Source organism: Lysinibacillus sp. JNUCC 51 (assembly GCF_015999525.1).
Classification (GTDB): domain Bacteria; phylum Bacillota; class Bacilli; order Bacillales_A; family Planococcaceae; genus Lysinibacillus; species Lysinibacillus xylanilyticus.
In genome coordinates this window covers 3229594-3247041 of sequence record NZ_CP065545.1, presented here as the reverse complement: position 1 = coordinate 3247041, position 17448 = coordinate 3229594, and the positions used below count along the sequence as shown (strand labels likewise).

Genomic DNA, 17448 nt, shown 5'->3' with positions numbered 1-17448 from the left:
TAGAGGTGGGAGTCTTCCGCTAAAAGAGTTAATAACAGCAATGCCATGTTTTCCGTTCCAACTGCGGGACTTCCGATAGGATCCCCAAGAAGTCGCAATCAAAACATTTTTCCACTCTTGGTGATTATCCAAAATTAATCTTTTTTCAAGGTTTTGAGACCTTAGCCGTCAATTCACTAATAACCAAAATGATAATAAAAGTTAAATAGAACATTGGCTGTGTGATACTACATAGACCAACAATAATAGCTTGAGTTATCATCGCAAGACGCACAATTTGATTGACTGCTACTTTGCGTGCTTCATCAGGTAAAGGATAAAGCATGTCCATACGGAATTCACCACTTGATAATAAAGCCGATTTTAATTGTATAGTTGTAGCAAAGCTCAATGCACCTGCAACAATCCATGAAACGACTGGGATATCTACAAAGGCCGCAATAACAGCTGAAATCACTGTTAAACGGAGCCATAAATAAAAATGATCATCTGTTCGGATGAATGTACGGAACACCAAGTACTTTTGAGTATTGTCTTTGTTGTATGACACAAATTTGTAAAGCCAGTCAAGCCAACCTCGACGACGAATGCTACCACGTAAATGTGGCACGTCTGTGAAGTAATTAGCAAAACGATAGAAGCTCATCATACGATTTTGTTCTAGCTTCACAAAATGCTCGTATGGGACAGGCTCGCCCGCACATTTTTTTCTAAATATTACAATATATACACACCCAATAACAGCAGCAACAATAGCTAAAATAAGCTGCATATGAAGCCCCATGTAAACAGCAACACTAAAGATAACAGCTCGAATTAGCCTGTCCACCCAAATCATTTGACCGCGTTCACTATAACGATAGCTAAATTCACCCTGAACGCTCAAATACTTCAATATAATAATAAGTAGAAACACTGACCAAATTTCAAATGTAGTTAATTCAGTAACAGCCTTTAATAAAGGGATACTAACAATATAAACAATTGCCACAATCCACACCTGTGACCAAAACGTCCACGCTTTTGCCTTTTTGAAATACTGTGACATTTTTGATTCTAAAGGTAATAAATACACTTGGTCTGGCTCTCTCAAAAGTGAAGTTGGACGACTAAACGCAAGTAAAACCCCTACAAATAATGCGATTAATACCTCTGCTGGAAAATCAGATTGCACAATTTTCAGCCATTCACTATATTGATAGCCCCCTGCTCCGATAAGAAATACTAGTACGATCGCTAAATGCCCTGTAAAAATAAATCGCATATATTTTTGCACTTCACCTATATAGTGCATGAAGCGAGAGGACCATACATCACGCAAGTTCTTCATGGTCGCGCTCCTTTGTCATTGCAATATATAAATCATCCAATGTCGCATGTGGCATCGCAAATGCCTTGCGTAAATCCTCCATTGTTCCTTGTGCCCGCACACGTCCTTCATGCAATAAAATTATGCGGTCACAATGCTTTTCAGCTGTCGATAAAATGTGCGTGGACATTAATATAGAAGCGCCCTCTTTTTTCTTTTCATCCATCTGATCAAGCAACGATTGAATCCCAAGTGGATCGAGCCCCACAAAAGGCTCATCAATAATGTAAAGACTTGGATTGACTAAAAAGGCACACATTATCATAACCTTTTGACGCATCCCTTTTGAGAAATGCGAAGGGAACCAATTAAGTCGCTTTTCCATTCTAAATTCTTTTAATAATATTTGTGAACGGGCTGCAAGTGTTGCTTCATCTAGACCGTAAGCCATTGCGGTTAATTCTAAATGTTCACGTAATGTTAGCTCATCGTATAATACAGGTGTTTCAGGAATATAGGAAAATGCTGTACGATACTTGTCCGTATTTTCCTTTAACGTCACACCATTTAAACGAATGTCCCCTTCTTTTGGCAGCATTGTTCCGATGATATGCTTAATCGTCGTACTTTTACCAGCGCCGTTCAAGCCTATTAAGCCAACAAGCTCTCCTTTTTCAATTGTAAATGATAAATCTTTAATAACAGGCTTTCTTGTATATCCACCTGTCACATGTTGTACCTCTAATACCGTCATGCCCTCACTCCTCTTCTAGTTTATATTTTATCAAAAATTAGCAAATGATACAGTTATGAGTATGATAGAATGTACTTACATATAAAATAAGGAGGAATTTTCAAATGAGCGATTGCCTATTTTGCAAAATCATTGATGGATCTATTCCAAGTACAAAAATATATGAAGACGAGCATGTCTATGCATTTACTGACATTTCTCCCGTAGCAAAAGGTCATACACTATTAATTCCCAAACATCACTGTAAAGACATTTTCGAAATGCCCGAGGATGTAGCTCGTAATTTATATGCAGTAGCACCGAAAATTGCAAACGCTATTAAGGCTGCTTTTAATCCAATTGGACTTAATACCATTAATAATAATGGTGCTGCAGCTGGACAAACTGTTTTCCACTATCACTTACATTTTATTCCGCGTTACGATGAAAAAGAAGGCTTGGGCTTAATTTGGCAAACACAAAAATATACACCAGAGCAATTAACTGAAGTTGCTGAAAACATTAAAGCTAACCTTAAGTAATTGAAATTTTGCCACGCTCTAATTGTCAGAATTGTATATTGCATTTTTTCAATTTATAGCGTACAATCACAAATAAGTTTCGCTAACGGTCATGAGGACACGTTAGGAGACAAAAAGATTAGCATAGTCGAGGAGAGATTAGAAATGAATACGAAAAATTTGGTATTAATGGCACTTTTAGTTGGTGTTGGTGCTACCCTTTATGTGGTCACACCAGGTATGGTAAACGGCATGAAGCCTGATTTCATGCTAACAATGATGTTTATTGGCATTTTATTGTTCCCCACTATTAAAGAAACGTTCTTACTTTCTTTAGCAACAGGTGTACTTTCAGGATTATTTACAACGTTCCCAGCTGGTCTTGTTCCAAATATTATCGATAAAGCAGTAACAGGCTTTGTCTTTTTAGCTGCCTTAATGGTGTTAAAAAAATTGGCAAGCAACTTCGCTGTATCAGCTGTCTTAGTTGGTTTAGGAACAGTTTTATCTGGAATTGTCTTTTTAGCAGTAGCACTTTTTGTATTCAATGCAAATGTTGGTGCAACATTCGCTGTACTGTTTGTGGGCGTTGTATTACCTGCAGTAGTATTTAATGTTATTGCTTTTGCAATTATTTATCCTATAGTTGCAAAATTAGTGAAGCGTTCTAAATTCCAAACAGCTATTTCAATTTAAGGTGCATTTGTTTAGAAAATGCATGTTCAATCTCAAAGGAAACTAAACTGTGATACAAAATCACTCGTTTAGTTTCTTTTTTCTTTTTGTAAATGTGCATTTCATGGTTTAATAGTAAATAACAAATGATCATTACAGAAATGAGGTATTCAATATGAAAGCAAAACCATTTTTATTTGGATTGTCAGCTGGGATTGTAGGCGGTACAATCGCTGTACTTTTTTCGACTCCTCAATCAGGACAACAATTACGTGCTAATTTACGAGCAAATGCTACAAGTACAAAGGACAAGCTTTTAGATGTAAAACAACAAGCAGGCACAGTTAAACAATCCGTTAACTCACTCACAAATGAAATAAAAAATAATATACCACTAATAATAAATGATTTAAAACAAACTATTACTACATTTACTGAAGAAATCGAACCGTCAAAAAATAACTTGCAACAAGAAATAGAAGCATTACAGAATTCGTTGAACGAAATCGAGAAAAACGTTGCACAATTTACAGAAAAAAAGAAAAAACCGCAAGAAAAAATTAACGACTAAAGTCCTTGTGCACTGATAAAAAAACTACATTTTTATCAAATCCATTCTCTATAATGTTATTTTTTAACCGCTTTTCAATTTTTTAATTTTTCTAACTTTAAACTTTTTTCCTTTATTGCTATAATATTTTTAAAATGTTAAAGAAAGCAGTAGGTGATGGCTTTGTCAGAGGAATTATACACTCAAAAAGAAGCGATGCTTTATAGTCAAAGAATTGCGCAATTATCAAAAGCTTTATGGAAAGCAGTAGAAAAAGATTGGCAGCAATGGATTAAACCCTACGATTTAAATATTAACGAACATCATATATTATGGATTTCGTATCATTTAAAAGGGGCATCAATTTCTGATGTAGCGAAATTCGGGGTTATGCACGTCTCCACAGCATTTAATTTTTCAAAAAAATTAGAAGAACGTGGATTCCTTAAGTTTTCAAAACGGGATGACGACAAACGTAATACGTACGTTGAGTTAACAGAAGCAGGTACAGAACTTATTGTTGAAATGAATAGTAATTATCATAATACGTTTCATTCTGTACTAGAAGGCTCATTAGCATTAAAAGACCTATACGGTCGCTTCCCAGAATTTTTAGATGTTATGGCTGTTATTCGCAATATATACGGTGAGGACTTCATCGACATTTTTGAGCGCTCTTTCCAGCACTTCCGTGATTCCTTTGACACGATAGAAGAACGTTCAACTGTAAAAGGATGAAAGTGACTTTAAGCTTTTAGAATCAGTTGTTCGTAATCCATAACTTATTGGTCGTGAAAGATTATAAAATCATGCTAAAGAGGTACTTCAGATTTTTTCTGAGATACCTCCTTTTTCTTGCATTCTAGCATAAATCAATTTACATTAGATAGGACCATTCATACGGAGTTGATAATCATGCACTGTTGGAAAATTTTAAATCTTGAACATCATTACGGAACAACGCGTATTATGATCATGTCTGTAATTGTTTTCTTAACTGCCTTTTCTCTTTCCTATGTGACATTTAATTTGTTTAATGATGAGCACTATACAGATCAATGGTTTTGGCTATTTGTTATTACTATATTTGCAATCTATCCAATCCACAAATGCTTACACTTTCTAGCATTGTATGATTTACGACAACATTTAAAATTGCGTGTGCGTACTCAATTTTATGTTATTCCTGTACTACACATGCGTATCCGTGAACCTTTATCGAAAAATCGTTATATTTTAGCTTTACTTACACCATTTATTGTTCTAAATACAGCTATTATATTAGGTACACTGCTATTCCCTGCCTATACCCATTACGGCTCATTACTTTTAGCTTACCATTGTAGTTTATGTGTAATTGATATTCTATATGTGAAATATTTATTGAACTCACCTAAAGATTCGCAGATCGAGGAGACTCCTAAGGGTTATGAAATATTAGTGCCACCTACTATTCACTAAATTGCTTGTACTTGTGTTTTATCGACGGTTTTTGTTATGCTATTAATACTGAAAGAGGGGAGGAATAGACTTGCTGTTAATGATTGTAGTTCTATTCTCGGTATTCTATTTATTTCAAATAAACCGCATGACTTATGCGCTGTGCATGCGACGTGAAATTCCCGAAGAAAAACAACCAAAAGTATTTCGAACTATAAATATACTTATAACAATATTACTTGTCTCATTTTATATTGAAGTTTTATATGCAGTATAGTAGAGCAAATATGCCTCGGCATAATTGCGACCGGAATCGGCTTTGTGCTTAAGCCTGCACCTGGGCCGACACGATGTCGGTCATTTCGGTAATGCCACAGGACGTGGCGTTTTTTACCGATGCAGGTCAGTTAGCCGTTATCGCATGGATACGATGATTTAAGGCTAACATCCTTTAAGCGCTCCTTTGCGATTCTGTGACATTTGCCGGAGGTTTTAGGCCAATACGAATTTGGTCACTCAGGCGTTTTCACAGGATGAGAAGTTCATAGCCTGAGTTCCTCTTTTCAACGGATCTTGGAAGACCGCCGAAAAGCATCTTAAATCTACATTCATCTTACACCTTAGGGGTGAAAGAAGTTAAAAAGAAAAGTGCATTCGCGTCCTTGCGCACGTACAGAGGTAAATTGGACACCTTTTGTGATAACCCTGATATTTTTGTGGACGTGACCTCAAGCGTGCGACGCTAATGCCATACATTGTAAAAAAAGCTAAGGACACTAAAATCCTTAGCTTTTCGTCTTTTTTTATTAATTAGTATAGGAACGCTGCACCAACAATAATTAATAAAATAAATAGCACAACTAATAAAGCAAAGCCTGAGCCGTAGCCACCGCCGCCACCGTATCCTCCGCTGCTCATAACTTCACCCCCTTTCTTTTATATATCCTATGCGCTTCAAAATTTGAAATATAGGCTATACTCAAGGGGGAACCATTTTGTTTTTAAAACGTTTATGTTATAGTAAAAAATGGACGAAACCATTGTAAGGAGAGAATATCCACTATGAAAAAGACAGTATTATCTTTAACATTAGCTGCTTCGGTATTAGCGCTTGGTGCTTGTAGCGGAGGAGACAACAAAACGATTGCAACTTCAAAAGTAGGCGACATTACAGTTGCTGACTTTAACAAAACATCAAAAAATTTAGCCGGTTCTCATATACTTTCTCAAATGTTGACTGAAAAAGTTTTAGCTGACAAATACAAAGTATCAGATAAAGAAATCAAAGAGGCATATGACGCAACTGCTTCACAATTCGGTGGTGACTTTGCACAAGCACTTGCCGAGAGTGGTTTAACTGAAGAAGGCTATAAAGATGCTTTACGTGTTCAACTTCTTTCAGAAAAGGCTTTAAAAGATAAAGCTTTTACAGAAAAAGATGTAAAAAAACATTATGAGCAAATGAAAACTGAGTTAAATGGTCGTCATATTTTAGTAGCAGATGAGAAAACAGCTAAAGAAGTCATTGCAAAAATTAAAGGCGGCGCTTCTTTTGCGGATGTAGCAAAAGAATACTCAACTGATACTGGCTCTGCAAAAAATGGCGGAGAGCTAGGTTGGTTCTCTGTTGGTGCAATGGTAGATGAGTTTAACGATGCTGCTTATGCCCTTCCTTTAAAAACATTAAGTGAACCAGTTAAAACAAACTTTGGTTACCACGTTATTGAAATTACGGACAAGCGTGATGTCAAAGGTGTTGGCTCATTCAAAGACGAAGAAGCAAACATCCGTTCACAAATGCTGCAAAAATTAGCGCAAACAGGTGAAGATCAAAAAGTTCTTAAAGATATCATTGCAAAAATGGCAAAAGATGCTGATATTAAAACATCTGATAAAGAATTAGAACCTGCTATCAAGGCCCTTACAACAACAAGTGAGGAGCAAGCTAAAGCTCAAGAAGAAGCTGTTAAAAAAGCTCAAGAAAAAGCTGAAAAAGAAAGTAAAGACGACAAAGCTGAAGATACTGACAAAAAATAATCTAAGTAGTTGTTATTTTACTATATGAAAAAGGGTTACGCTTATACAGGCGTAACCCTTTTTATATACAGTCGATTTCAAATAAAATTAATTAAAAGTATCTTGAAAATACGTAGAAGAGGATTCATTTTTGAATAAAGTTTAATCAAAATGAATCCTCCTTCTTTTTAAATGTTATTTCATTTTTTCACAAAAGTGTTATCACTTGATGTGATGCTTTTAACCTTCTTTTATACTAGATGGCTCATCTGTGACGCTGTCGCTTATACTTGAATCCAATTAACTTATAGACAAAGCATGCCCTATGAAGCCTCAAATCTACATTTATTTAATAGACGGCTTATAAAACGATCGATTATCAAGCGGGAATAGTCGCTCAGTAAATTCACCTGGCGCTGTTTTGCCCAATGCTCGTGTTAGCATGTTCATCTTTGCATCAATATTATCAATATAATGCAAGATCTCTGCTTCCTGAATCATCGGCTTTTTCGGGCTGCCCCATTCTTCTTTACCGTGGTGAGATAGCACCAGATGTTGCAATAGCATGACTTCCTCGCCCTCGATCTCTAGTTCACTAGCAATCTTGGCAATTTCATTGACCATAATAGTAATATGACCAAGTAAATTCCCTTCAACAGTATACATTGTTGCAACAGGCCCTGATAGCTCAACAACCTTACCGACATCATGCAGAATAATCCCTGCATATAACAGATCTCGATTTAATGTCGGATATAAATCAGCAATTGCTTTTCCGAGTCTCAACATTGACACCATATGATCCAGTAAACCGGACGCATAATCATGATGATTTTTCGTTGCAGCTGGATAAACTAAAATAGCATCCTGATGTTTTTTAATAGCTGCACGTGTAATTCGAGATATATTCGGATTTTTAATATCAAAGAAAAATTGCGTCAATTCTTCATATAATTCTTCTTTTGGAGTTGCTGAGGAAGGAACTAAATCATTAATAGCAACTCCCTCCTCTGGTTTTGCTACACGAATTGATTTTATACGCAATTGGTTTTTGCCACGATAGTCATGAATTTCTCCACCTACACGGACAATTGCCTCAGCGTGATACATTTTTTCATGATCATCATTTGTATCCCATAGCTTTGCCTCAATATCTCCACTTTTATCTTGTAATAACAGTGACATAAATGGCTTTCCAACCGTGGTAACCCCTTTTGTCGCCTGTTTAATTAATAAAAATTGATCAACTGATTCTCCAACCTGGAGCGTCGTAATACCCTTCATGTTGACGCCACTCCCCTTTCATTTGCTAGTGCTCCTACATCGACTATTTGGTCTTTCTGCCAATGTTCAAGCATTTCGTCATGGCAAGTAAAATATAAAATTTGACGTTCATATCCTACTTCTTTCATTAATTGTACCATTTTGTCTGTACGGTTTCGATCAAAATGGACAAAAGGATCGTCCATAATAAATGGAAATGGAGCAGAAGTTGTCAGTGTTTTTGCTAGTGCCATACGCAACGAAATATAAGCTTGCTCCTTCGTTGCCTGTGATAATTCTGCCATTTGATATCGTAATCCAGAAACATCCTGTGTAACAAAATAACCTTCATCATTAATTAAAAGCTTCTCATAACGTCCACCTGTTAACAAATTAAATATTGTATTAACCTCTGTCAAAACATACGGTAGTTTTTCTTCTCTTAAGCGGAACAATGTTTCATGAATCGCAGTAGCCAATGCCTTTTTTGTAGCCCATTGCCCTATTAGCTGTTGCAACACTGATTTCTCCTCTTCAAACTGCTGAAGCAATTGACCGTATTTCTCGTCATTTAGAAGATTTTCCTTTTGGATTTGTAGTGTCGCTCGTTGTTCTAAGCAATGATCTATGGCTCCCTGCATTGTGCTACGCTCTTCTTCTAAAGCAAGGAGTTTTTCCCTAAGCTGTTCCTCGTCTATTAATGACTGTTCGCTGTCTACCTTCAGTGAGACTAGCTGACTCTGAATGGCTTGAAGTTCTGTTGCTATTTTTTGCAGTTGCTCAAATTGTTCATGAGTTTCATAATAACCCTTCTCTGATTGAACATTCGCAGCATCAAATAACTGAGTAATTTCAGACTCATAGCTATCTATATGTGATTGAACTCCTTGAATTTTGGTCTGAAGGTTAGTCAACTGCTCTTTCGCTTGATGGGATATCTGTTGCTCCTGCTGTAAAGTAAGGAATGTATTACGTAAATGCATAAAGATTTCTTGCTCACTATACTCTACATGTAAGACTTGCTGTACTTGATCTAGAAGCTCGATTTTCTCCGCTTGTACCGATTGTAGAAGAGTAAATGTACTTTTCTTTTTTGCTGCCAACTCTTGAGCACCACGAATACGCATAAACAGCTCGGGTAATAATGTTTTCGGTATATTCCCCTCTAACCGATAGCGCCCTAAAAAATGTTGAAGCGACTGAGTGGCCTCTTCGCTCACCTGCTCAGCCCGCTGAATTTTATATTCAAGTTTCACATATTGACGTTCTTTTTCTTGCTGTTGCTCATTTACATGGATTAAGCGATCTTCAAGTCTTTGTTTTTTCAGCAGGATGGCTTGAGCAATATTTTCCTCCTGCTCTAACTCACGTATTTGCTGACTGTGTTGTCTACTCGGCGCTTCATATGCTTGTCTAGCAAATTTCATATATAAAATAATGATCAGCGACATAACCGCTCCTACAACGATTACAGCCATATTTTTTTCCATAACACCGTAGATAAACACAAGCATACTTATGGCTAACACAATAAATATAAAAACACTTGGTTGTTGTTGTTTCGAGCGTTGTGACCTTCCGTAACGTAATTGTTCAAGCACTCGCTTACGCTGAGGCCACTGTGCTAAAATATGTTCTTCCTCCGTAGATAATGACTCCTGTTGAAGCTGCTGTTTCAGTTGAGCAATTGTATCTAACTCTGCATGTATTTGCTCTATCGAACGCAAATGAAATTTCAGCTCTTCTTCTGATTCTTCTAGTAGGCTTAACTGTTGTTGAAACTGTTCCTCTTGCTGTAATGATACTGTTTCCTCAAGCAGAATATCTTGCGCTGTTTTTTCCTGAACACCTAATAAACGAAACTGCGCTTCTATGTCTTGCTCGATTAAATACAGCTCATCCATTAAGTTTTGTTCCTTTACTACTAACTGATTCCACGTCGCTTCCTTATTCAAAAGTCGAGACATTTCAATAATAGCCTGCTCGTCCACCGTTAATTGTAGCTTTTTTTGTAGTTCCTGATACTGCTCCTTTAGCTGCTGCATTTGTAGTGTTTCATGCATAAGCCGATCCTTTAATTGCTCATATCGTCGGATCCCTTCTGGAGGAAACTGCACATGTTCATAGCTTTTCCGGGTCTGTTCGAAGGCTTTTTGCTGTTTTATAAGTGGCATAGCCTGCTGAAGAATTGTGAGTTGCTGCCAATTTTGCTGCTGAGTTTTTTGTTGGCTATATAGCCCCTCAAGCCTTTGTTCGAGTTGTTGTAATTGTAATAATTTATCCTCAAAGGTCTGAATATTACCTTGCTCTTGTTTAATGGTGCGTTCTAGCTTTTTTAAATGCTCCAATTTTTGATTAATAAGTGGCACTTTGCCAGTTTTTTTAAAAAGCTCACCAGCATCTTTGTCCAATTTCTTTTCTAGAGACGATAGCTGTTGAATCCCTGTTGTCCCAGAGGCAAGCAACAAATGTGTGAGCTCTTCCTCTGACATTTTTTCAATACCCTGAAGCTCATGTAATGAAAAAGAGAAAATGGACTCAAAGGAGGCTTTTGAATAACCGTATAATAGTTTTGCCAACTGCTCCTCATGCCCAATTGTTCCGTCTTCTAGATAAACAGTGACATCTCCAGCCGCCCTTCCTTTAATACGTTCTATCGTGCATTGCCCATACGCCGGGTGCCAAATCGTAAGCTGACCACCGAATTTAGTCGATACTTTCGGCTCATATTTCCGTTGTGTCTGCTGTTTCGTGGGAAATCCGAAAAGCATTTGTAAAATAAACTGTTGAATGGTCGTTTTACCCGCTTCATTCACACCGAAAAAAATGGTAACACCTTCAGGTAAAGTAATGGTGATGTTTTCATGCTTACCAAAGCCATAAATTTGGATTTTTTGTATCGTTAGCATGTATTCACACCCTTTGAATTTCTTCTGCTAATAATTCTTGCGCGTTGTGCATTAAATTTTTAACGTCCTGTTCTGTTAGAGGCTCAATTAGTCTTGCACCACCAGCATGTTGGTATAATTCCTTTAAAATATCCTTCCATTCAGAAATATCCCATTGCTCCATTAAATTCATCACCGATTCAGTTGCAGCAGTATGCTCATACAATACAGACGATTGATGTAACACGAGCTTTTGAACCCAGCACATCGGTTCCATCCCATCTTCAGCTTCTCTAATAGTTTCTAGCCATGCATCAACTGTAGCATGTTCAAATAAAGATTGTGATTGTTCATCTATATTTTTTAAATTGAGCTCAACAACAGATGCTCCATACTCTTGACGATTAAGCATCAATGCTTCTTCACATTTTTTTAGTAGTTCATTTGCATGAAACACACTTGTACAATCCACCTCTACCTCGTTATAAACAACAGCAGATGTCGGCACAAATTCCAGATCAGTAGAAGTTTGTGTCAAGGTTACGTCATAGAAGCCTTTGATCCCCTGTTCTTTCCGATGTCGACTTTGAATATTGCCTGGATAAACAATCGGTGGATTTTGATGTAAAAGTTGTCGTTTATGAATATGCCCTAGAGCCCAGTAATGATAGTTTTTTTCAAGAAGTTGATCTTTTGTGAACGGGGCATAAACAGCATGTGAGGTATCGCAAGCCTCACTCCCATGAAGCATACCAATATGAATAGCATGCTGGTCTTGTGCTACTGGATAACTATCGATCATTGATTTCGTTATATGACGGTCACTATAGCTGAAGCCATATATATTAACTTGCTGACCACGTATTTTTAATTGCACAACACTTGTTTCAGCTGGTAATTCATAAACGTTGCTCGGTAAAGAAAAGCGTGTCCAAGCACCATTTAAGTGATCGTGATTACCATAGCTTAAAATGACCGGGATATTATGCTGAAAGAGTTTCTCCATAGCCTCCTGAAATCGTCTTTGTGCCTGCAAGCTACGATTTTCACCATCATAAATATCACCGACAATCAATAAAAAATCAGGTTTCTCCTGAATAGCTTTTTGAATAATTTTATCAAAAGCTTCAAAAGTACTTGTTCGAATCTTTTTGAAGCTTTGCTCAGGTAAACCAAATAAGCCCTTAAATGGACTATCTAAATGTAAATCCGCCATATGGAAAAAACGAATTGCTGACATCCAATCACCTCTATAAATAATCTATACTTTGTGATCATTCTTTCATCACTCGCAATGTAGTACTTTATTCAGTACATTGGGGTTGCTACTTCAATAATTACTACCTGCTATTTATCTCATTTCTATAATGAGAAATTCGTGAAACATACCGAAACCGAATATTTGTTCTATTTTATCATACTTCACGCTAGATGAGAAATGTATTCAAAGAATGTTCATTTATAGTATTGCCTCGAATTTTACATAACTTTCATAATTTATCGAATTTCTGCTAGTTTTACCGTGAAGTTTATAAATCTTCTATGTATAATAGATATATATCTATGTAAAGGGTGGGGTTTGTATGGAGAATTATCGTTTTACAGCTTTCGAAAAAACTGGGGAAACATTGTTTGATGAAACATGGACATTCGAAAACGATGAGGCTGCAAAAATCAACGGTTTACAACAAATCGAAGAAAAAGGTGTTGCCAACAAAACTCATCGCCTTGTGAACTCCTCAGGTAAATTAATATTATTCCATGTCTAAAAATGACTAATAAAAGGCACGTAGTAAACTTTTCTACGCGCCTTTTATTCATTTTAGCTTTTATTTTCCTGCAAAGGCAGGTGCTCTTTTCTCTACAAATGCATGGATTCCCTCTAAATGATCGGCAGTTTTACGCATTGCTGCTTGCCCCGCTGCTTCCATCGATAAAATACTCTCTAATTGAGGTAAATTTTGAGCATGTAGAATTTTTTTAGTCGTAATCATCGATGCAATTGGAGAAGCAAGCATTTTTCCAACTAGTTGGTCAGTAATTGCAAAAACAGTCCCATCTGGTGCAACATAATCAATTAATCCTTCATCATGTGCTTCCGATGCAGTTAATACCTTACCTTCCCAAATCATTTGTTTAGCTTTAACAGTACCCACACGTTCCTTCATAAAGAAATGGCCGCCACCATCAGGGATGAGCCCTATACCTATGAAATTCATAGCGAGCTTACTATTTTCACATGCCACAACTATGTCAGCCCCTAAAGCTAGACTAAAGCCTAATCCAGCTGATGCTCCATGGACTGCCGCAATGACGATCATCGGTAGCTGGTAATACGCTTTGACAATACGTGTTAAATAAACCATTGCCTCATCAATATTTAGTGGTTTATTTGGATCTAGCATCGCTTTAATATCGCCACCTGCAGAAAAGACTTTTCCTTCCCCGCGAATAACGAGAACTTGTATTTCTTGCTCTTGCTGTAGTGCTTCAAAGCATTCTGCTAGTTCACGCATCATCACATCGTCCATGGCATTCATTGCATGTGGTCGATTTAATGTTAATGTTGCTCGTCGTTCTAATTTTTCTAATGTAATCGTTGAAAATTCCATCCCAACACCCCCAGATATGAATAGTCATTCACTATGTACTATTCGTGTTTTTTTAGAAAACTCCTTCTATCCTACGCAAAATAGCAATTGATATGCTATATTTAAGGACGAACATTGATTTAAAGGTGGTTAATAATTGTGACACAGAAAGACTATCGTGTATTACTTTATTATAAATATATAGCTATTGAAGACCCTGAGGCATTCGCAGAGGAACATTTAGCAGTTTGTCAAGAAATCGGGCTTCTTGGTCGTATTTTAGTTGGATATGAGGGGATTAATGGAACGGTTTCAGGTACGATCGAGCAAACTGATGCGTACATGAATCATATGAAGGCAGACCCTCGTTTTAGCGATATTATGTGGAAAATTGATGAAACTGAAGGACATGCCTTTAAAAAAATGCATGTGCGCCCTCGTAGAGAGATTGTACACCTTGGTTTGAATGATGATATTAATCCTTTAGAAATAACAGGAGATTATTTATCTCCAAAAGAATTTATGGAACGTATGCAAGAGGATAATACGGTAATTATTGATGCGCGTAATGATTATGAATATGACCTTGGTCATTTCCGTGGTGCCGTGCGTCCAGATATTGAAAACTTCCGTGACCTACCTGCTTGGATGGAAGCTCATAAAGAAAATTTTGCTGATAAGAAAATTTTAACTTACTGCACAGGTGGTATTCGCTGTGAAAAATTCTCTGGCTGGTTAAAACGTGAAGGCTATGGAGAAAGTGTTGGTCAGTTACACGGTGGAATTGCAACGTATGCTAAAGACCCTGAGGTAAAAGGTCAACTATGGGATGGACAAATGTTTGTCTTTGATCGACGTCGTAGTGTACCGATTAATCAGGTTGAGCATGTGATTGTCGGCAAGGATTTCTTCACTGGTGAACCGACAGAACGTTATACAAACTGCGCAAATCCTGAATGCCATAAATTAATGCTTTGCGAGGAAAAGCATGAGTCCTTCTATATGCGTAGCTGTTCAGACGAATGCCGCCGCGCAGAACGCAACTTCTTTGTTGAAGAGAATGGTTGGACAAAAGAGCAGATTGAGGAACAAATCGCTAAAATCGCTGAAGTTCAAAATTCCTCTTTATAAGAAAAAAGAGCATCATCCATTGAGATGATGCTCTTTTTTTCGAGTTACTCTTCCTTGTCTGTAAATGGCGAGTGATCGTGCGTTCACCTGAGCAGATATTTTTAGTACCCGAGCGATTTTTCCCTCTCTCTATGGCTTTCTAAATCGCACTTAAATTTGGCTTCATTGTCCTTTTGCCAAGTAACGCCCTACCTGTCGACCACTAAATAAACAACCACCAACAAAAGTCCCTTCTAAAGCACGATAACCGTGTACACCGCCACCACCAAAACCACTAACTTCCCCAGCTGCAAATAAACCCTGTATAGGCTGACCATCTATCCCTAACACAGCACCATTCAAATTTGTCTGTAAGCCCCCTAATGTTTTACGCGTTAAAATATTTAAACGGACCGCAATTAGTGGCCAATTTCGGGGATCTAATATTTTATGGGGCTTCGCAACACGCACAAATTTATCACCAACATAGTTTCTTGCACCATGGATAGCATTAACCTGTAAGTCCTTTGTAAATTTATTGTCCATTTCACGATCTCTTGCTAAAATTTGCTCTTTTATTTTGATAAAATCAAGAAGATCATTGCCAGCCAACTTATTCATTCCTTCAACTAACTCCTTTAAATCATTAGCAATAACAAAATCCTCTCCATGATTTTTAAATGCCTGAATTGGACCTGGTGCTCCTGGCAAAACACGTTTAAGAACATCGCTAATACTTTTATTTGTTAAATCAGGATTTTGTTCAGAGCCAGATAATGCAAATTCTTTTTCAATAATTTTTTCAGTTAAAATAAACCACGAATAATCATAACCTGTTTTTTGAATTGCCTCTAATGTACTTAACGTATCAAAACCAGGAAAATTTGGTGCTCCAAATCGATTTCCTTCTGCATCAAACCATAATGATGAAGGGCCAGGTAAAATTCGAATGCCGTGATTTGGCCAAATAGGGTCCCAATTTTTTAAGCCTTCTGTATAATGCCACATGCGGTCTCGATTAACGATACGTCCCCCCGCATGTTCAGTAATTTCTAACATTCTGCCATCTACATAAGCAGGTACACCACTGACCATATTTTTAGGTGGTGTACCAAGTCGAGCAGGCCAATTTTTTCTGATTAAATCAAAATTTGCACCTATCCCACCGCTCGCCACGATAACCGCCCCCGCTTTATAAGAAAATTCTCCAATGCCTAACCTAGAGCTTTTTTCACCGCGAGTTGCATAGCTTTGAGCCAAAACTGTTCCACTAATCCCTGTAATCCTGCCATCTTGTTGAATAAACTCATCTACACGATGTCTTGGTTTATAATCTATATATCCATCCTTTATGGCCTTTTTCACTTTTTCAGCAAAAGGCTTTACAATACCTGGTCCAGTTCCCCAAACAATATGAAATCTAGGCACCGAATTTCCGTGACCTCCTGCTAATGATCCCCCACGTTCTGCCCAACCGACGACAGGGAAAAACTTAATACCCTTAGACTTTAACCAACTATATTTTTCACCAGCTGCAAAATCTACATAAGCCTTGGCCCATTTATACGCCCACGAATCTTCATCCTCCAAGCGATCAAAGCCGGCCGTTCCTTGCCAATCTTGCCATGCTAGCTCTTTACTATCCTTAATACCAAGCCTTCTTTGCTCGGGTGAATTTACTAAAAATATACCGCCAAAGGACCAGAATGCCTGTCCTCCCATTGAATTTTCAGGTTCTTGATCTACTAAAACAATTTTTTTCTTTGCATCCGCTAACTCACAGGCAGCTACTAATCCTGCCAGTCCTGCACCGACAATTGCTACATCATACATCATTCAATCCCCCCTAAAAATCAATCTTTCATTACTTACATTCTTCTCCAACGGATCGTTTACCTTCTACACATTGTAAATTTGACAAAAATGTGACAAGAAAAAATGTTCGCTTTCCTCCACTAAACAAAGAAAGTTCCCATTCACACAATCCATTTAATACCAGTATTTTCCCATATAATTTTCTACCTCAAATATTTGTTAAACGCCCATGTATTCTGACTTAACATCTATCGATAGCGCTTTCATTGTCCTTTCTAGGAATACGAACGATAATCACAACCAAACAACTTAATGTTCGTTTTTAGATGATTCTCAGACTTCCTAAGTCTATATTTTTAATCTTTTTTAGAAATATTGTTGACAAAGGTGAACAATAAGGATTATGATGTTAACAATTAAATCACACGGAAATATAACGACGGAGACACGCTAGTCGCGAGAAAATCCAAAGAGAGCTGATGGTTGGTGTAAATCAGTGATTTCTACGATAATAGTTCCACTCCTGAATAGATAAGC

Annotated in this window: 16 protein-coding genes; 8 read left to right on the top strand and 8 right to left on the bottom strand. The window is 37.3% G+C overall.

Features of this window, described 5'->3' with window-relative positions; genetic code table 11:
- Positions 1-145 precede the first annotated feature (145 nt).
- Positions 146-1330, bottom strand: coding sequence for an ABC transporter permease (locus tag JNUCC51_RS15630; RefSeq protein WP_337988794.1), 1185 nt, complete (start codon positions 1328-1330; stop codon positions 146-148).
- Positions 1314-2063, bottom strand: coding sequence for an ABC transporter ATP-binding protein (locus tag JNUCC51_RS15625; RefSeq protein ID WP_049668934.1), 750 nt, complete (start codon positions 2061-2063; stop codon positions 1314-1316). Before JNUCC51_RS15625 ends, JNUCC51_RS15630 begins: the two co-directional genes overlap by 17 nt.
- A gap of 104 nt (positions 2064-2167) precedes the next feature.
- On the opposite strand from JNUCC51_RS15625, the gene JNUCC51_RS15620 reads away from it, so the two are divergent.
- The 5 genes from JNUCC51_RS15620 to JNUCC51_RS15600 all read left to right on the top strand — a co-directional run bounded on the left by JNUCC51_RS15620 (position 2168) and on the right by JNUCC51_RS15600 (position 5249).
- On the top strand, positions 2168-2584 hold the full coding sequence (locus JNUCC51_RS15620) for an HIT family protein (protein ID WP_049668933.1): 417 nt from the start codon (positions 2168-2170) through the stop codon (positions 2582-2584).
- A 144-nt stretch (positions 2585-2728) separates the two neighbouring features.
- Positions 2729-3259 carry a tryptophan transporter gene (locus JNUCC51_RS15615; protein ID WP_100545042.1) on the top strand — a complete coding sequence of 177 codons (531 nt, stop codon included), beginning with the start codon at positions 2729-2731 and terminating at the stop codon, positions 3257-3259.
- A gap of 154 nt (positions 3260-3413) precedes the next feature.
- Positions 3414-3809, top strand: a complete 396-nt coding sequence (locus JNUCC51_RS15610) for a YtxH domain-containing protein (protein ID WP_337988793.1) — start codon at positions 3414-3416, stop codon at positions 3807-3809.
- Positions 3810-3965: 156 nt separating this feature from the next.
- On the top strand, positions 3966-4526 hold the full coding sequence (locus JNUCC51_RS15605; protein ID WP_337992247.1) for an HTH-type transcriptional regulator Hpr: 561 nt from the start codon (positions 3966-3968) through the stop codon (positions 4524-4526).
- A gap of 177 nt (positions 4527-4703) precedes the next feature.
- Positions 4704-5249, top strand: a complete 546-nt coding sequence (locus JNUCC51_RS15600) for a DUF3267 domain-containing protein (protein WP_337988792.1) — start codon at positions 4704-4706, stop codon at positions 5247-5249.
- Between the two features lie 789 nt (positions 5250-6038).
- Here JNUCC51_RS15600 and JNUCC51_RS15590 read toward each other — a convergent pair.
- A complete protein-coding gene (locus tag JNUCC51_RS15590) occupies positions 6039-6146 on the bottom strand; it encodes a YjcZ family sporulation protein (protein ID WP_082172877.1) in 108 nt (35 codons plus the stop codon).
- Between the two features lie 144 nt (positions 6147-6290).
- Here JNUCC51_RS15590 and JNUCC51_RS15585 point away from each other — a divergent pair, with 144 nt between their 5' ends.
- Positions 6291-7265: a peptidylprolyl isomerase gene (locus tag JNUCC51_RS15585; protein WP_337988791.1), complete on the top strand. Its 975-nt coding sequence runs from the start codon at positions 6291-6293 to the stop codon at positions 7263-7265.
- A 324-nt stretch (positions 7266-7589) separates the two neighbouring features.
- Here the strand turns inward: JNUCC51_RS15585 and yhaM are convergent, their stop codons facing one another.
- The 3 genes from yhaM to JNUCC51_RS15570 are packed head-to-tail and all read right to left on the bottom strand — an operon-like array spanning position 7590 to position 12635.
- Complete coding sequence (gene yhaM, locus JNUCC51_RS15580; RefSeq protein WP_100545046.1) at positions 7590-8528, bottom strand: 3'-5' exoribonuclease YhaM; 939 nt, start codon at positions 8526-8528, stop codon at positions 7590-7592.
- Complete coding sequence (locus JNUCC51_RS15575; protein WP_337988790.1) at positions 8525-11416, bottom strand: ATP-binding protein; 2892 nt, start codon at positions 11414-11416, stop codon at positions 8525-8527. The genes yhaM and JNUCC51_RS15575 overlap by 4 nt, the downstream gene beginning before the upstream one ends.
- A 4-nt stretch (positions 11417-11420) precedes the next feature.
- Positions 11421-12635: a metallophosphoesterase family protein gene (locus JNUCC51_RS15570; RefSeq protein WP_337988789.1), complete on the bottom strand. Its 1215-nt coding sequence runs from the start codon at positions 12633-12635 to the stop codon at positions 11421-11423.
- Positions 12636-12978: 343 nt separating this feature from the next.
- On the opposite strand from JNUCC51_RS15570, the gene JNUCC51_RS15565 reads away from it, so the two are divergent.
- Positions 12979-13164 carry a YhzD family protein gene (locus tag JNUCC51_RS15565; RefSeq protein WP_132364027.1) on the top strand — a complete coding sequence of 62 codons (186 nt, stop codon included), beginning with the start codon at positions 12979-12981 and terminating at the stop codon, positions 13162-13164.
- Positions 13165-13224: 60 nt separating this feature from the next.
- Here the strand turns inward: JNUCC51_RS15565 and JNUCC51_RS15560 are convergent, their stop codons facing one another.
- Positions 13225-14007 carry an enoyl-CoA hydratase gene (locus JNUCC51_RS15560; protein ID WP_049668922.1) on the bottom strand — a complete coding sequence of 261 codons (783 nt, stop codon included), beginning with the start codon at positions 14005-14007 and terminating at the stop codon, positions 13225-13227.
- Between the two features lie 138 nt (positions 14008-14145).
- Here JNUCC51_RS15560 and trhO point away from each other — a divergent pair, with 138 nt between their 5' ends.
- Positions 14146-15117, top strand: coding sequence for an oxygen-dependent tRNA uridine(34) hydroxylase TrhO (gene trhO / locus JNUCC51_RS15555; protein ID WP_337988788.1), 972 nt, complete (start codon positions 14146-14148; stop codon positions 15115-15117).
- Positions 15118-15279: 162 nt separating this feature from the next.
- Here the strand turns inward: trhO and JNUCC51_RS15550 are convergent, their stop codons facing one another.
- Positions 15280-16932 carry an FAD-binding dehydrogenase gene (locus tag JNUCC51_RS15550; RefSeq protein WP_337988787.1) on the bottom strand — a complete coding sequence of 551 codons (1653 nt, stop codon included), beginning with the start codon at positions 16930-16932 and terminating at the stop codon, positions 15280-15282.
- Between the last annotated feature and the right edge of the window lie 516 nt (positions 16933-17448).

Coding starts and splice junctions, on each gene's coding strand:
- JNUCC51_RS15570 (WP_337988789.1), bottom strand. CDS start 12,635: ATGTCAGCAATTCGTTTTTTCCATATGGCGGATTTACATTTAGATAGT.
- JNUCC51_RS15600 (WP_337988792.1), top strand. CDS start 4,704: ATGCACTGTTGGAAAATTTTAAATCTTGAACATCATTACGGAACAACG.
- JNUCC51_RS15620 (WP_049668933.1), top strand. CDS start 2,168: ATGAGCGATTGCCTATTTTGCAAAATCATTGATGGATCTATTCCAAGT.
- yhaM (WP_100545046.1), bottom strand. CDS start 8,528: ATGAAGGGTATTACGACGCTCCAGGTTGGAGAATCAGTTGATCAATTT.
- JNUCC51_RS15565 (WP_132364027.1), top strand. CDS start 12,979: ATGGAGAATTATCGTTTTACAGCTTTCGAAAAAACTGGGGAAACATTG.
- JNUCC51_RS15575 (WP_337988790.1), bottom strand. CDS start 11,416: ATGCTAACGATACAAAAAATCCAAATTTATGGCTTTGGTAAGCATGAA.
- JNUCC51_RS15610 (WP_337988793.1), top strand. CDS start 3,414: ATGAAAGCAAAACCATTTTTATTTGGATTGTCAGCTGGGATTGTAGGC.
- JNUCC51_RS15630 (WP_337988794.1), bottom strand. CDS start 1,330: ATGAAGAACTTGCGTGATGTATGGTCCTCTCGCTTCATGCACTATATA.
- JNUCC51_RS15550 (WP_337988787.1), bottom strand. CDS start 16,932: ATGATGTATGATGTAGCAATTGTCGGTGCAGGACTGGCAGGATTAGTA.
- JNUCC51_RS15590 (WP_082172877.1), bottom strand. CDS start 6,146: ATGAGCAGCGGAGGATACGGTGGCGGCGGTGGCTACGGCTCAGGCTTT.
- JNUCC51_RS15585 (WP_337988791.1), top strand. CDS start 6,291: ATGAAAAAGACAGTATTATCTTTAACATTAGCTGCTTCGGTATTAGCG.
- JNUCC51_RS15605 (WP_337992247.1), top strand. CDS start 3,966: ATGGCTTTGTCAGAGGAATTATACACTCAAAAAGAAGCGATGCTTTAT.
- JNUCC51_RS15615 (WP_100545042.1), top strand. CDS start 2,729: ATGAATACGAAAAATTTGGTATTAATGGCACTTTTAGTTGGTGTTGGT.
- JNUCC51_RS15625 (WP_049668934.1), bottom strand. CDS start 2,063: ATGACGGTATTAGAGGTACAACATGTGACAGGTGGATATACAAGAAAG.
- JNUCC51_RS15560 (WP_049668922.1), bottom strand. CDS start 14,007: ATGGAATTTTCAACGATTACATTAGAAAAATTAGAACGACGAGCAACA.